Here is a 15,205-nt window from a genome sequence, read left to right on the forward strand (position 1 = left end):
GGCCCCGGCGTTTCAGCGCATCGAAAGCGTTGACGTTCAGGCTGAGCAGTTGCGCCTGCGCAAACAGGGAGTTCGACCCGGTCGTGAAATCCTGCAGGCGCGTGCCGACGGCCAGCACCACGTCCGCGTCCGCCGCCAGCGCGTTGGCGGCGGGCGAACCGGTGACGCCGATGGCGCCCAGCTGCAACGGGTGGTCCCACGGCAAGCTGCTCTTGCCGGCCTGGGTTTCCGCCACGGGAATGCCGTGCCGTTCGGCAAACGCCTGCAAGGCGGCGCCGGCCTGGCCGTACAGCACGCCGCCGCCGGCGACGATCAGCGGCTGCTTCGCCGCTTGCAGCAAGGCGGCCGCCTCTTCCAGTTCCTGCTCGACGGGCGGCACGGCGCGGAAACGCACGGTCCTCGGCGCAAAGAATGCTTCCGGGTAGTCATACGCCATCGTCTGCACGTCTTGCGGCAACGATAAGGTGACGGGGCCGCAGGCGGCCGGGTCCGTCAAGGCGGCAATCGCGCGCGGCAAGGCCGTCAGTAGCTGTTCCGGATAGACGATGCGGTCGAAATAGCGCGATAAAGGCTTGAACGCATCGTTGACCGACACGCTGCCATCCGTGCCGTCTTCCAGCTGCTGCAGCACCGGGTCGGGCGCGCGCGAGACGAAGACGTCGCCGGGCAGGAGCAGGACGGGCAAGCGGTTGACGTGCGCCAGCGCAGCCGCCGTCAGCAGGTTGGTGGCGCCGGGACCGATGGAAGTGGTGACGGCCAGCATGCGCCGGCGCATGTGCGCTTTCGCATAGGCGATGGCCGCATGCGCCATCGCCTGTTCATTGTGGGCGCGGAAAGTGGGGAACACATCCTTGTACTGGTACAGCGCCTCGCCCATGCCCGCCACGTTGCCGTGGCCAAAGATGGCGAAGGCGCCGCCGAACAAGGGCTGGCCATCCTCGGTGCGCAAGGCAGCCAGGTAGCGCACCAGCGCCTGCGCCATGGTCAATCTGATCGTGGCGCTCATGCCGCACGCTCCAGGCGGTTGCGCGTGCGCTGCCACAAGCTGATCAGCTGTTCGAAATTGGTGCGCACGGCGGCGATCAGGCCCGCATCGTCGAGTTCGCCGGCCAGCCAGCGGCGGCTCGGTTCCTGGAAGATGGTGCGGCCCACCATGAAACCCTTGCAGGTGCTGCTGGCACTGGCCTGTTCGAAACTGGCGGCCAGGGCGGCGATGGGCGCGTTCAAGCCCAGTAATACCACGCCACGGCAATACGGATCGCGTTCGTGCACGAGGGCATCGATGGCTTGCCATTGCTGGGCTGACATGCTTTCCAGTTTCCACCATTCAGGGTAGATGCCCAGGTTATACAGACGCTTGACGGCGCGCAAGACGGTATCGTCACTGTGCGGCAAGGCTTCCGACGGTATGACTTCGAGCAACAGTTCGTGACCGCTCACTTGCGCCGCATCGTACAGGGCCTTGATCTGCGCTTCCTGTTCCAGGCGGTTTTCCACGGCGTCATCCGGATGCAGCTGCACCAGGCATTTGATCACGTGTTCCTTCGGCCAGCTGAGCAGGTGTGAACCGATGGAGCGGCCCCAGTCGAATTGCAGCGGGTTCGATCCCGGCAATTCCACGGGACGGCCTATCCACCAGCCGCGCCCCGTCGCATCGTTGAGCGCATCGACGCCATAGCGGCCATCGATCAGCACGCCCGTCTTGCCGGCCAGTTGCAAGGCCGTTTCCGTTTGCGCCACGGCTTGCACCATCAATTGCTTCAAGGCTGCAATGGCCGCTTCGGGCGCGCCGGTTTGTTGCGCCAGCTCAAAAAATTGCGTGCGGTGGTCGAACGCAAACACGCACAGCTCATTCCACTCCTTGCGCGCGACCGTCGTGCGGTGCAGGCGCGACAAGGTGGCGTCCTGGTCCGGCTGCGTGAGCTTTGCCGCATTTGCCAGGAAATAGTCAAGCTCGACGGGCGACGGCATGGCCGGCGCGCAGCCGTGGCGCGACACGACGAGGGCACCGCAGCCGTTCGCATAGCGGCAGCATGCCTCGTAATCCTCGCCGCGCAGCCAGCCTTTCAGGAAACCGGAAAGAAAAGCGTCGCCCGCGCCAAGCACGTTCAAGACTTCCACGCGCACGCCGCAGTAGTTATACGCATCATCCAAACTGGCCGGCACCACGTTGTCGATGACGGCGCTGCCCAGCGGGCCCCGCTTGACGACGAGGGTGGCCAGGGTGGCGGCCCGCACGGCACGCAGGGACGCCATGATATCAAAGCCGCCGCCGGCGATCATGAATTCCTCTTCCGTGCCGACGATCAGGTCGAACTGCGGCAGGATGGCCTGCAAGTGCTTGGTGACGCCGTCGTTCGAGACGAACCGCGTTTCGCCGTCCGCCTTGCCCGACAAGCCCCACAGCACGGGCCGGTAATCGATGTCGAGCACGGTGCGCACGTTATTGGCGCGGGCCAGTTGCAATGCCTGCGTGCTGACGGCGTGCATGGCGCTAGTCGAGAAATGCGTGCCGGTGATCAACAGCGCTTTACTCGATGCAATGAAAGCCGCATCCACCGACGCGGCGTCAATGGCCATGTCGGCGCAATTTTCGCGATAAAAGATCAGCGGGAAGGTGTTCTTGTCCTTGATGCCCAGCATCACCAGGGCGGTGAGCCGTTCGCGGTCGATGCCGACATGGCTGACGTCGCAGCCCTCCTGCGCCAAAGTGTCGGTGAGGAAACGGCCCATGTGATCGTCGCCCACTTTCGACAGCATGGCCGATTTCAAGCCCAGCCGGGCCGTGCCGAAGGCGATATTCGCCGACGAGCCGCCCAGGTATTTGGCAAAGCTCGTCGCGTCTTCCAGGGTGCTGCCGATCTGCTGCGCGTACAGGTCCACCGCCAGGCGGCCCAGGCAGATCACGTCCAGCGCGCGGCCCTGGGCAAATTGTGTGGAATTATTCATGGCTATCCTTAAATCGTGACACCGTCGAGTTCACTCATCAGCGTTTGCATTTCCGCACCGCCCGCCATCATGTCCAGCAAGGCATCCTTGCTCACCGTATCCTTGGTGAAGGTGCCCAGCGACTTGCCCCGGTTCAACAACGTGAACGAGTCGCCGACCGGATACGCATGGTGCACATTATGCGTAATAAAGATCACGGAAATGCCCCGCTCGCGCGCCTTGTAAATCAGTTTCAGCACATTGAACGATTGTTTCACGCCCAGGGCGGCCGTCGGTTCGTCGAGGATCAGCACGCGCGCGCCGAAGTGGATGGCGCGGGCGATGGCCAGGCACTGCTTTTCGCCGCCCGACATGGTGCCGATGGCCTGGTGCGGGTCGCGCACCATGATGCCCATCTCGGCCAGCTTGTCGCGCGCCGTGTCAGCTGCATAGTCGATATCCATCACGGGCACCAGGCCCAGCAGTTTTTTCATCGGCTCGCGGCCCATGAAGAAATTGCGCGCCACGGACAACAGCGGCACCAGCGCCAGATCCTGGTAGACGGTGGCCACGCCCATGTCCAGCGCTTCGCTGGGCGAATTGAAGACGACGGGCTTGCCATCGACCAGGTATTGGCCATCGGTGGGCTTGTGCACGCCGGCCAGGGTCTTGATCAGGGTGGACTTGCCGGCGCCGTTATCGCCCAGCAAACAATGAACCTCCCCCTCGCGCAACCGCATGGTGATGTTTTGCAAGGCCAGCACGGAGCCGAAGCGCTTGCTGACATTTTCCAGGGCAAGAATATATTCGCTCATGATTTATCTCGCTTCCGTGACGCGTGAGCGTACAAAGTTATTGAACAGCACCGCGATCAGCAGCATCACGCCGAGGAATACGCGGAACCAGTCCGAATTGATATTGGTATAAGTGATGCCAATCTGCACCACGCCGAAGATCAGCGCGCCGAAGCAGGCGCCGACGACGGAACCGTAGCCGCCCGTCAGCAAGGCGCCGCCGATGACGGCCGCGATGATGGCTTCGAATTCCTTTTGCATGCCGCGGTCGGCGGCGGCCGAACCCACGTCGCAGACTTGCAAGGTGGCAAACAGGCAGGCGCAGAAGGCCGTGAAGACGAACAGGGAAATCTTGACCTTGCGCACCGGCACACCCACATTCTTGGCCGCATTGGCGTCGCCGCCGACGGCAAACATCCAGTTGCCGAAACGGGTACGCGACAAGACGAATGCGGCGCCGGCGGCCAGCACCAGCCACCAGGCGATGACTTTCGGCACGCCTTTCACCAGCGGCGAGCCGTCGTCGAGCACGGCGATCCAGCCATGCGCGCCCATCCACTGGAACAGGCCGGTGGCGACGTTGCCGTGGAACAGCAGGCTGGCCAGCCAGTCCTGCGCCGCCAGGTCGCCCACGCCGCTGACGATGGTGCGGTTGGCGAACATGATCGACAGGGCCAGGGTCAGGCCGCGCAGGATGAACAGGAATGCCAGGGTCACGATGAACGATGGCAAGCGTGTCTTGATGACGATGTAGCCGTTGAGCCAGCCCAGCGCCATGGAACCGGCGAAGGCGAACACGATGGCGGCCCACAATGGCCAGTGGAAATAAATCGTCGGGATGGCGATCATCATGCCGGCAAAGCCGATCATGGAGCCGATCGACAGGTCGAATTCACCGGCGATCATCAACAGGCAGGCGCCGATGGCGATGATGCCCAGGTAGGACGCCACTTGCATCCAGTTGACGACGCCATCGAGGTTGAACATGCCGGAATCGCCGGCCGTGATGACGAAGAAGGCAAACACGAGCACCGCGCCGGAGATCGAGGCGAACTCGGGGCGGCCGAAAAACCGTTTGACCCAGCTGGTCGTGCCCACGCGCTCGTCGGCGGCGGCAACTGGCTTGCTGGAGGCGCCGGGAGGCGGAGGAGGATTCATGCCGGGGCTAGCCAGGCTGGATTTGAGCGCAGTCATACGAATTCCTTTCAGTGATACTTGTTACCAATTCCGATTACTTTCCTGCCAGCATCGCTGGCGCCAGGCGTGTTGCTCCCATGCGCCGCCCGCGGGAGGCGGTGCGGCGCAGGGCAACTCCTGGTGGCGACTGTGTGGATTAGCGGTATTGACCGGCGTATTTTTCGACCTTGGCGATGTTTTCCTTGGTCACGAAACCGGGGCCGGAGCTGATGTGGCGCGGGCCGTAGATGGGCGTCAGACCGTATTCAGCCAGGCGCGCCTGGTATTTCGGATTGGCGATCAGGATTTCCTTGACCTTGGCCAGGTCAGTGATTTTTTGCTGTTTCATGATGGCCATCACGGCAACGGGAATGTAGCCTTGCAGGTAGGGCTGCTGGTCGATGGCGAACTGGATGCTGCCATCCTTGATGCCCTTGGCGATTTCTTCCGACAAGTCGAAGCTGGCGAAGTACATCTTGCCTTTCAGGCCCAGCTTTTCGACGGCGCGCATGGCGGCCGGCGCCGAATCCGGTCCCAGCGCCAGCACGGCCTGGGTCTTCGGATTGCTGCGCAGATAGGCGCTGACCTTGCTTTCGATCACGCCTGGGTCGACGCCATTGGTGTCGAGCGTGGACGATTTGAAATCGACGCCGAGCGCATCGGCAAAACCGCGGCAGCGTTCGAACGACGACGCATTCATCGCATAGTGATTCACGCACACGAACGATTTGATGCCCGCTTCCTTGGCGCGCTTGCCGGCGCCCAGGCCCGCGTCATACTCGGGCTGGCCCACGTGCATGATGGCTTTCAACTGTTCGCTTTGCGCGATGGTGCCTGAATTGATGGTCACGAGCATGATTTTCTTCGCCACGACCGTACCCAGCGGTTTTTGCAGCACGCTGAAGTCGGCGATGTCGGCGATCAAGCCATCATAGTTGCGCGCGGCCGACTGCTCGATCAGGCGCGCCATGTCGGCCAGGTCGCCATTCGGCGGATTGCGGTAGTCGACGGACACGTTGAAATCTTCACCGGCTTGCTTGATGGCGTTCTTGATGGTATTCCACCAGGAATCGGAGTCCGGCGCATGGCTGACCATGACGAATTTCTCGCCGGCAGCATGGCTGGCGCCCGTGCTCAAACCCAGGCTCAGGCCCAGGCTGGCGATGGCCAGGCACTTCATCAAACCCTTGCTTTTATTGCTATGCATGAATGTCTCCTAGACGGATTAATTTTTATAGTTGCGAGCTTTTATGAAGGGTGTCACCGGCCTGGCCTTGCGGCACGCGAACCGATGCACTGCGCACAGCTTAGGCCACAAAAAAGACAAATGCAATAAAATTTTCAAAATAAATTTAAATAGAAATTCGTTTCTATTTTCAAGATTCCCTCCTATAATTCTCGCCAGAACCAGCCGCACGTAATTGATACGTCATCGCGGCCCAGCAAGCACACCGAGGAAAAAAATCATGGCAGCCACCGCCCCCATCGAACAGCTGATGCAGCACATTGCCGCCGAGTACGACAACCTGTCGCGCCAGCTGAAAGTCATCGCGCAATACATTGAAAAGCACCGGGCCAGCCTGATGCTCGAGCGCATCAGCGACATCGCCGCCGCCTGCGACGTGCAGCCGTCGGCCATCGTGCGTTTCGCGCAGCGCTTCGGCTACACGGGCTTTTCCGAAATGCAAGATGTGTTCCGCCAGGCTTATACGGACCAGGCCGGCGCCACGCCCGACTACCAGCAGCGCATCCGCAAGCTCATTTCCACGCGCGATGCGGCCCTCAGCGCGGGGGACTTGACGCGCGAATTCGTCGGCGCCAGCCGCGCCGGCCTCGACGACTTGGCCGCCGGACTCGACGACGCGCAACTGGAAGCGGCCGTCAACCTGCTGCTCAAGGCGGAAAACATCTATGTGATCGGCGTGCGCCGGTCGTTTCCGATCGCCTCCTACATCGCCTACGCGCTGGAACACACGGACAAGCGCGTGCACCTGATCAGCGGACTGGGCGGCATGCACCGCGAACAGATGCGCAGCGTGCGCGAACGCGATGTGGCGATCGCCATCAGTTTCTCGCCTTACGGCAAGGAAACCCAGCAGTGCATCAAGGCGGCGCAAGACAAGGGCGCCAAGGTCCTGGTGATTACCGACAGCAAACTGGCGCCGCTCGCGCGGGCCGCCGACGCGCTGCTCACCGTCACCGAGGGCAGCGCCTTCGCCTTCCGCTCGCTGACCAGCACCATCTGCCTGTGCCAGGCGCTGTTCATCGCGCTGGCATACAAATTAGAGCTCGACATCGAAGAAATCCACACCCCAGGAGAACATGATGATTGAAGTAGCGTTGTTCGGCGCCGGACGCATCGGCAAAATCCACGCGGCCAACCTGGCCTTTCACCCCGGCGTGCAGTTCAAGTACGTGGTCGACGTCAACCAGGAAGCGGCGGCCGCGCTGGCCGGCTTGCATGGCGGCAGCAGCGCCACGGTGGAAGCGGCATTGGCCGACCCGGCCGTCAAGGCCGTCGTCATCGCCTCGAGCACGGATACGCACGCGGACCTGATCCTGCGCTCGGCCGCTGCCGGCAAGGCCATCTTTTGCGAAAAGCCCGTCGATCTGACCATCGACCGTGCACGCGCCTGCGCCGCTGCCGTCAAGGAAGCCAAGGTGCTGTGCATGCTGGGCTTCCAGCGCCGTTACGACCCCACCTTCAATGCCGTCAAGACACGGATTGAAGCGGGAGAAATCGGCACGCCGGAATTGCTGGTCGTCACCAGCCGCGATCCCGGTCCGCCGCCCGTGAGCTACATCAAGGTGTCGGGCGGCATCTTCAAGGATATGCTGATCCACGATTTCGACATCTTCCGCTGGATACTCGACGATGAAGCCGTCAGCGTGCACGCCACGGGCAGCTGCCTCGTCGATCCTGCCATCGGCGAGGCGGGCGACCTCGATACGGCCGTCGTCACCATCCGCACGGCCAAGGGCCGCTTGTGCCAGATCAATGCCTCGCGCCGCGCCGCCTACGGCTATGACCAGCGCTTCGAAGTGCTGGGCAGCGCCGGCATGCTGCAGGCGGGCAACCACAAGCCGACGGAAGTGACGGCCTATGGCTCGGTGAACGTCAGCGTGGACAAGCCGGAAGACTTTTTCCTGGAACGCTACCGCGTGGCTTACGCGCAGGAAATGGCGCACTTTTTTGACGCCCTCGCCCACGGCACGCCGCTGCGCACCACCGTCCACGATGGCTTGAAGGCACTGGAACTGGCCGAGGCGGCCACGCTGTCGTGGCGTGAACAGCGCGTCGTCACTGTATAAACCAATAATAAAGCTATCTGGAGACCACATGTCATCCCCAACATTAAAAGTCGGCATCGTCGGCCTGGGAAGGCTGGGCCAGCGCCACGCCATCAACCTGGCGCAGCGCGTGCCCAACGCCGAAGTAGTCGCCGCCTGCAGCCCCGTGCAAGCCGAACTGGACTGGGCCGCCAGCCAGCTCGGTATCACCACCGGCTATGCCGACTACGATGCGCTGCTGGCCCATCCCGGCCTGGACGCCGTCTTCCTCGTCACGCCCACCTCGCTGCATGCGGACCAGATCATCGCCGCTTTGCGCGCCGGCAAGCACGTGTTTTGCGAAAAACCGCTATCGCTGGACCTGGCCGACTGCCTGAAGGTGGAAGCGGAAGCGGCGCGCCACCCGCAACTGACCATCATGATCGGCTTCGTGCGGCGTTTCGACGCCAGCTATCATGACGCGCAGCAAAAGATCGCACTAGGACTCATCGGCAAGCCGTATCTCGTGCGTTCGCAAACCTGCGACCAGAACGACCCCAGCGGCGCCTTCATGCGCTTCGCCCCCACCAGCGGCGGCATCTTCCTCGATTGCAGCGTGCACGATATCGACCTGGCGCGCTGGCTGCTGGGCAATCCCGTGCCCAAACGCGTATATGCGAGCGGCACCAACGCCATCCACACGGGCTTGCAGGCGTTCGGCGACGTCGACAACGGCCTGGCCACAGTCGAATTTTCCGATGGCAGCATGGCCAGCTTCATGGCCTCGCGCACCATGGCGCACGGACATGAAACCCTGACGGAAGTGTTCGGCACGGGCGGCCGCCTGGCCGTGGGCAGCAATCCGCGCCTGAACAGGGTGGAAATTTCCGATGCGCACGGCGTGCGCAACGAATGCACGCCGGACTTCTATGCCCGCTTCGCCGATGCCTTTTTGATCGAAGCGCAGGAATTCACGGATGCGGCGCTGGGCCGGCGCACCTTGTCACTGACCTTGCACGACGCGACGGAAGCGACGCGCATCGGCCTGGCCATGACGCAAGCGATGCGCGAAGCGCGGCCCGTGGAGTTCTAAGCGCCCCGTGGACTCAGGCGGCCGGCGCGGGAAATGGACGTTCGGGCTGCCTGGGTTCCACGGCCAGCCGCAAGCCCATGGCATCGAGGATGGCCGTCAAGGTGCTCAGCGATGGATTGCCCTCGGGCGACAAGGTACGGTACAGCTGGGTAGGATTGAGCTTGGCCGCCTGCGCCACGGCGGGCACGCCGCCAAAGGCGCGCGTCAGCTGGCGCAGCACGGCCAGCAGTTCGCCATGGTCGCCATCGACGAGGATATTGTTGATCAGTTCAAGGGCCAGAGCGGGATCGTCGCGGTACAGTTCGGCCATCGCATCGTCATGCGAGCGGTCTCTCGGTGGTTTGCTTGGCTCCTCTTTCATGTCCTCTCTCCTTCCAGTCGTGCCAGCAGGCACAGGCGTATTCGATATCTTTCGGCTGCGTGCGCTTGTCGCCTCCGCACAGCAATAAAATGATCTGCTCCCCGGCAATGGCGTAATAGATACGGTAACCAGGCCCCACGTCGATGCGCAACTCCCACACGCCATCGTGGCAGAACTTGTGGTCGCCAAAATTGCCGGGAATCATACGCAGCACGCGCCGGGCTATGGCCACCCTGGCCGCAGTATCGCGCTGGCGTTTCAGCCATTCCGTATATAAATCCCTGCCCGATGATGTCAGATAGTGCCGGATCTCGTACATCATATTCGTCCATAAACGAAGAAATATCAAGGAAAAAATCACGTGGTTGCATAAAAAAGAAGTCCACGCCATCTTGCGGCGAAACCGCATGACGCAGGTGCCGAATGCCGGGATTACTGATGTATATCAAGATGCGTTTCCCCAGTTACTGTAGAGAAATGATGTGGCGCGTACACGCCTCACGCGCATGCCATTGCGCTATACAATAAGCGCTGCCCAACCGCGAAAAACTCTGCCGCCATGACGAATAACGATAGCAACTCCCCTCCCCTTGCCGACGTGGCCGAATGCTACGTCAAGCTGGTTCTGGCCATGGGCCAGCACGATGCGTCGTATGTGGACGCCTATTACGGCCCGCCCGCATGGCAACAGGAAGCGGTAGAACAGCAATTGAGTTTGAGCGACATCAAAGCCGCGACTGACAAGGCGCTGGCCCTGCTGGCCGACGAACCTTGCCTGCGCGCCCTTAACCTGCGCAAGCAGTTGCAGGCCGTGCTGGCGCGCGCGGACATGCTGCAAGGCGCACGCCTCGATTTCGATACGGAAAGCGCGCGCCTGTACGACGCCGTCTCGCCCCATCACAGCCGTGCGTACTACGAAGACCTGGTGGCGCAAATCGACGCCCTGCTGCCCGGTCCCGGCACGGTCAGCGCGCGTGTCAACGCCTTGCGCGCGCAACTCGTCATTCCCGCCGACAAGCTGCGTGCCGTCATGGACGCGGCCATCCGCATGGGCCGCGAGCGCACCCTGCGCTACATCGCGCTGCCCGACGGTGAAGATTTCGTACTGGAATTTGTCACCGACAAGCCGTGGAGCGGCTACAACTGGTACAAGGGCAACTACCAGAGCGTGATCCAGATCAATACGGACTTGCCCGTGTACATCGATCGCGCCGTCGACCTCGGTTGCCACGAAGCGTATCCGGGCCACCACGTCTACAACGTGCTGCTGGAACGCGACCTGATGCGCGGCAAGGGCTGGATGGAATACTGCATCTACCCGCTGTACTCGCCACAATCCTTGATCGCCGAAGGCACGGCCAATTACGGCATCGAACTGAGCTTCACGGATGCGGAAAGGCTGGACTTCGAACAGCAGGTGCTGTATCCGCTGGCCGGCCTGGCCCCGGCGCTGGCACCCCGCTATGCGCAACTCAATGCCTTGCTGGCCAAACTGAGCTACGCCGACAACGACATCGCGCGCCAGTACCTCGAAGGCAGCATCACGCGCGAAGAAGCGCTGGAATGGCTGATCAACGTGCGCCTGTATCCGGCCGAGAAATCCGCGCAACGCCTGCAGTTCTACGATGCCATGGGTGCGTACGTCATCAATTACAACCTGGGCCAGGACATGGCGAAAGCCTATGTCGAGCGCCAGGGCGCGACGCGTGCCGCGCATTGGGCCGCCTTCCGCGACCTGATGTCCTCGCCTCGCGTGCCCAGCGCGCTGCTGGCCTGACGCTGCCGCCGGCGCCTTACTGCGCCGGCAGGCGGATGGTCGCTTCCAGGCCGCCCTCGCGGTGGTTGGCCAGGCTCAGCTCGCCACCGTGGGCCTGCACGATGCTGCGCGCAATACCGAGCCCCAGCCCCATGCCGTGCGCATTCTGCTCGCGGCCATGTTCCAGGCGCACATAGGGCTGGAACAGGCTGGCGAACGCCTCTTCGGCCACGCCGGGGCCGTCGTCGCGGATGCGGATGACAATGTGCTCGCCTTCGCGGCGCGCGGACAGGTGGGCCGTCTTGCCATAAAACAGGGCATTGTCGAGCAAGTTGCCGATGGCGCGCTTGAGCGCCAGCGGCTTGGCCGTCACGCTCAGGCCCGTCTCCACGTAATGCACTTCGTGGCCGGCCAGTTGGGCGCCGCGTACCATGCGCTGCAGCAAGGCGTCGAGCCGCACCTCGGTGGCGTTTTCATGGATGTCGCTGTCCTTCACGCATTGCAGCGCCCCCTTCACCATCATGTCCAGCTCGTCGAGGTCGTCGTGGAATTCATTGCGCTGCACATCGTCGTCCAGCAGTTCCGTGCGCAGTTTCAAACGCGTAATGGGCGTGCGCAAGTCGTGCGAAATCGACACGAACAGGCGTTCGCGGTCTTCCAGATAACGCTGGATGCGCTCGCGCATGGCGCCAAAGGCGCGCGCCGTCTGCACGAACTCGCGGCTGCCCGTCTGCGGCAGGGGCGGCGGCGTCTCGCCGCGGCCAAAGGCCTCGGCCGCATCCGACAGGGCCGCCAGCGGCCGCGTGGTCCAGCGCACGACTAGGATGGACAGCAACAGCACAGCCGCCAGCGACAACGCCTGCAGCAGTACCCGGTCCAGGGTCCAAGGGTTGCTGCTTTGCAAGAAATACGGATTCGGCATCAGCGCTGCCAGGTACAGCCAGTTATCCGGTTCCAGCTCGGCCTGGATCACCAGCACGGGGGCCGGATTCGGTTTCAGCAGCAAGATATGCTGGACCCAGTTTTCCGGCAAGTCGCCGATGCGCGCGCCGCTGTCGGCCACCACCAGGTCAGCCGGCCAGGCGAAGCCCACGCGGTAGCCGGCCAGCTGCGGCAAGTCGCTCTTCAGCGCCGTGCCCACGGTCGCCACCACCGTGTCGGCCAGCGCGTTGGGCGCGATTTCGCGGATGGCCAGCGGGCCCTGGTTGACGTTGACAAAGAAGCGCGTGCCGCCCATCTCGCGGAATTGCTGGATCAGGATGGGCCGGTAATTGGCCGGCAGGCTGAGAAAGAAGCGGATGGTGCTGCTGGCGCTGCGGGCCAGGTGCTGCGACGCCATGCGCGCTTCCACGGCCGAGTCGCGGCGCAGCTGCGCGGCCCAGATCAGGTTACCCACCAGTTGCGTGGCCAGCACGCCGGCCACCATCACGACGGACAGGCGGCCCAGCAGCGATGGCGGCAGCAGGCGCTCGAGCAGGCGGCGCGCGCCCCGCTCAGGCATGCGCACTGCTGACGTCGGCCGAAAACACATAGCCGGCGCCGCGCACTGTCTTGATCAGCACGGGTTGCTTGCCATCATCCTTCAGGCGCAGCCGCAGCCGGCTCACCTGCACGTCGAGCGAGCGGTCGAGCGGCCCCGCGTCGCGCCCCCGCGTCTGTTCGCACAGCACGCTGCGGTCGAGGATATCGCCCGGATGCTCGACAAAATAGCGCAGCAGCTGGAAATCGAGGCCCGTCAGTTGCAGCGCTTCGCCGTCCGCGTCCGTGACCGTGCGCTCCAGCGTATCGAGCGTAAAGCCCACGAAGCGGTAGTAGCGTGGCGGCGCCGCCGCGTCGATGCCCGTGCGGCGGTGGATGGCCTTGATGCGCGCCAGCAGTTCACGCGGACTGTAGGGCTTGGCGATGTAGTCGTCGGCGCCCAGCTCCAGGCCCACCACCCGGTCCGTCTCGTCGGAGCTGGCCGTCAGCATGATGATGGGCACGTTCGAGCGGGCGCGCACTACCTTGCACAGGGCAAAGCCGTCCGTGTCGGGCAGCATCACGTCGAGGATCACCAGCGACAGGCTGTCGACATGGCGGTGGAATTCGGCCAGGAAGGTGGCGCCATCGTGCGCCAGTCCCACCTCGTACTGGTTCTTTTCCAGGTAGGCCTTCAGCAGCATGCGGGTCTTTTGATCGTCGTCAACGACCAGGATTTTGCGTGACATGGTCTCGTCCTTTTTTATTCAGCACCTGCAACATGCTGCCGATGCGGCGCTGGGCGTCGGCCGCGCTGATCGTCTCGTCCAGGAAATAGCGGTGCACCTCGGCGATGATGGCGTCCTTGCTGGTTTCATCGGTGGCCATGCGGTGCACGAGGCTGGGCGCCTGGAAGGCGGCGCCGCGCGCGAACGCCTGCGCCGAAGCGCGCCCACAGCTGTCCAGGCGCGACAGGTCGGCCTGGCGCAAGGCGGGAATCGAACCCTTTACCTGGCTGTACTCGAGCTGCACGGACGGCGAAGCGACAACCTGCGCCAGCTTTTCCTGCGCGCCCTGGTGCGTGTAGTCCGAAGCGAACATGGCCAGCGTATCGATGCTGTACAGGTGATAATCGCCCGTGTCGGGCGCGGCGACGCAGCCAAAGACCTCGTCCGTGGCGCGGCCCCAGGCGTTCAGCTCGCCCTTCGCCCAGTCGCCCATGATATACATGGCCGCCTCGCCATCACCGACCTGGCGCGCCATCTCGGGCCAGCTCTGTTCGCGCAGCGGCGCCGCCATCCATTGCTTGAGCGACCTCAAGCGCTGCAAGGCGTGCCGCAGGCGGGGGTCCGCATACGCCTCGGCTTTCTTGTCGACAAACAGGGCGCGGTAGTAGGCAGGTCCCGATGCGGCCAGCACCAGCGTCTCGAACAGGGTGGCCACTTGCCACGCCTCGCTGCTTTGCGCCAGCGGCGTGATGCCGGCCTGGCGCAGCGTGGCGGCCACGCGCTCGAAGTCGCTCCAGCTGCGCGGCACGGCCAGGCCCAGGCGCTGGAAAATCTTGCGGTTGTAAAACAGCGTATTGATGCGGTGGATGCCGGCCGGCACGCCCATCGTATGGCCGCGGTTCTGCAGCAGGCCCCACACGGTCGGATACATGGTCGCGCGCCAGTTGTTGCTGGCGGCAACGCTGTCGAGCTGCAGCAGCAGGCCCAGGTCGCTCCACTCGCCCAGGGTATAGCCGATCAGCTGCATGACTTCCGGCGAATTGCCGGCCAGCACGCGGCTCTTCAGCACCTTGCCCGCGCCGACGCCGGCGCCGCCCGCGATACCCGCGTCGCGCCACTCGACGCCTTCCTGCGCCAGGCGCGCCACCAGCACGTCGGCCGCGCGGCGCTCGCCGGTCGAGGTCCACCAGTGCAGCACTTGCAGCGGCTCGGCCCGCACGGGCACGCCGGTCCACATCAGTGAGAGCAGTGCCAGTGCCGCCACGCCGCGACGGCGGGCGGCCCCGGCATGGCGGTCGGCGGTGCTGCGCGGTGGCGTCTTCAATGCTGTCCCCTTGTTCTTGTCGCGACAAACTATAGCCCAACTACAAAACAGCAGGTTGGTAATTTAGTCACCTGATTTGTAAAGAAACGTGAGCTTTTGTTGCGCCATCTTGCACGGCGTCCAGGCGGCCCCGCCCGCCCGACGCCCCGCACGGCGCGCCACGGCAGCGGCCGACGGTAAGGAAAGGTAAGCAAGCGCACCTGCGCATTTCCATATTATCCTTTGAAATCAACAAGATAAGAAATTATCGTCAGCGCAAAGCCGGGAGCTGGCGTCACATTTCCCCCGATGCTACTGTCCGCCAACTGCAGCGTATC

At 63.4% G+C, this 15,205-nt stretch carries 14 protein-coding genes; 4 read left to right on the forward strand and 10 right to left on the reverse strand.

Going from position 1 to position 15,205, the window contains the following annotated elements; translation table 11 throughout:
• From CSQ95_RS03995 to CSQ95_RS04015, 5 genes are all read right to left on the reverse strand, one after another.
• Positions 1 to 1,006 (reverse strand): thiamine pyrophosphate-binding protein (locus CSQ95_RS03995; protein ID WP_257217944.1); only part of this gene is annotated, 1,006 nt, incomplete at its 3' end.
• Entirely contained in the window at positions 1,003 to 2,949 is a 1,947-nt protein-coding gene (gene iolC / locus CSQ95_RS04000; RefSeq protein ID WP_099408594.1) for a 5-dehydro-2-deoxygluconokinase, read from the reverse strand. The genes iolC and CSQ95_RS03995, both read right to left, overlap by 4 nt.
• 8 nt (positions 2,950 to 2,957) lie before the next feature.
• Positions 2,958 to 3,743, reverse strand: coding sequence for an ATP-binding cassette domain-containing protein (locus tag CSQ95_RS04005; RefSeq protein ID WP_070218089.1), 786 nt, complete (start codon positions 3,741 to 3,743; stop codon positions 2,958 to 2,960).
• 3 nt (positions 3,744 to 3,746) lie between these two features.
• Entirely contained in the window at positions 3,747 to 4,880 is a 1,134-nt protein-coding gene (locus CSQ95_RS04010) for an ABC transporter permease (RefSeq protein ID WP_170933038.1), read from the reverse strand.
• 175 nt (positions 4,881 to 5,055) lie between these two features.
• The gene (locus tag CSQ95_RS04015) at positions 5,056 to 6,105 is read right to left on the reverse strand and encodes a sugar ABC transporter substrate-binding protein (protein WP_070311795.1); all 1,050 of its coding nucleotides are present in this window, start codon (positions 6,103 to 6,105) and stop codon (positions 5,056 to 5,058) included.
• A gap of 259 nt (positions 6,106 to 6,364) precedes the next feature.
• Between CSQ95_RS04015 and CSQ95_RS04020 the strand changes: the two genes are divergently transcribed.
• From CSQ95_RS04020 to CSQ95_RS04030, 3 genes are read left to right on the forward strand one after another with little or no spacing between them, the layout of a single operon-like run.
• A complete protein-coding gene (locus CSQ95_RS04020) occupies positions 6,365 to 7,231 on the forward strand; it encodes a MurR/RpiR family transcriptional regulator (protein ID WP_034757651.1) in 867 nt (288 codons plus the stop codon).
• Positions 7,224 to 8,210 (forward strand): inositol 2-dehydrogenase, encoded by a 987-nt coding sequence (gene iolG / locus CSQ95_RS04025; protein WP_099408595.1) that lies wholly within the window; start codon positions 7,224 to 7,226, stop codon positions 8,208 to 8,210. The genes CSQ95_RS04020 and iolG overlap by 8 nt, the downstream gene beginning before the upstream one ends.
• Positions 8,211 to 8,238: 28 nt before the next feature.
• Complete coding sequence (locus CSQ95_RS04030; RefSeq protein WP_070311797.1) at positions 8,239 to 9,261, forward strand: Gfo/Idh/MocA family oxidoreductase; 1,023 nt, start codon at positions 8,239 to 8,241, stop codon at positions 9,259 to 9,261.
• Positions 9,262 to 9,274: 13 nt separating this feature from the next.
• Here CSQ95_RS04030 and CSQ95_RS04035 read toward each other — a convergent pair whose 3' ends face one another.
• Both CSQ95_RS04035 and CSQ95_RS04040 read right to left on the reverse strand, forming a co-directional pair.
• Entirely contained in the window at positions 9,275 to 9,622 is a 348-nt protein-coding gene (locus CSQ95_RS04035) for a DNA-binding protein (RefSeq protein WP_099408596.1), read from the reverse strand.
• The gene (locus tag CSQ95_RS04040; protein ID WP_099408815.1) at positions 9,579 to 9,941 is read right to left on the reverse strand and encodes a type II toxin-antitoxin system RelE/ParE family toxin; all 363 of its coding nucleotides are present in this window, start codon (positions 9,939 to 9,941) and stop codon (positions 9,579 to 9,581) included. The genes CSQ95_RS04035 and CSQ95_RS04040 overlap by 44 nt, the downstream gene beginning before the upstream one ends.
• A gap of 240 nt (positions 9,942 to 10,181) precedes the next feature.
• On the opposite strand from CSQ95_RS04040, the gene CSQ95_RS04045 reads away from it, so the two are divergent.
• Positions 10,182 to 11,399 (forward strand): hypothetical protein, encoded by a 1,218-nt coding sequence (locus CSQ95_RS04045; RefSeq protein WP_257217945.1) that lies wholly within the window; start codon positions 10,182 to 10,184, stop codon positions 11,397 to 11,399.
• Positions 11,400 to 11,415: 16 nt separating this feature from the next.
• Here CSQ95_RS04045 and CSQ95_RS04050 read toward each other — a convergent pair whose 3' ends face one another.
• The 3 genes from CSQ95_RS04050 to CSQ95_RS04060 are packed head-to-tail and all read right to left on the reverse strand — an operon-like array spanning position 11,416 to position 14,888.
• On the reverse strand, positions 11,416 to 12,879 hold the full coding sequence (locus tag CSQ95_RS04050) for an ATP-binding protein (protein ID WP_257217946.1): 1,464 nt from the start codon (positions 12,877 to 12,879) through the stop codon (positions 11,416 to 11,418).
• On the reverse strand, positions 12,872 to 13,585 hold the full coding sequence (locus CSQ95_RS04055) for a response regulator (protein WP_070218103.1): 714 nt from the start codon (positions 13,583 to 13,585) through the stop codon (positions 12,872 to 12,874). The genes CSQ95_RS04050 and CSQ95_RS04055 overlap by 8 nt, the downstream gene beginning before the upstream one ends.
• Positions 13,560 to 14,888, reverse strand: coding sequence for an ABC transporter substrate-binding protein (locus CSQ95_RS04060; RefSeq protein WP_257217947.1), 1,329 nt, complete (start codon positions 14,886 to 14,888; stop codon positions 13,560 to 13,562). The genes CSQ95_RS04055 and CSQ95_RS04060 overlap by 26 nt, the downstream gene beginning before the upstream one ends.
• Positions 14,889 to 15,205 lie beyond the last annotated feature (317 nt).

Origin of the sequence: Janthinobacterium sp. BJB304, from assembly GCF_002735765.1 — a bacterium.
Classification (GTDB): Bacteria; Pseudomonadota; Gammaproteobacteria; order Burkholderiales; family Burkholderiaceae_D; genus Janthinobacterium.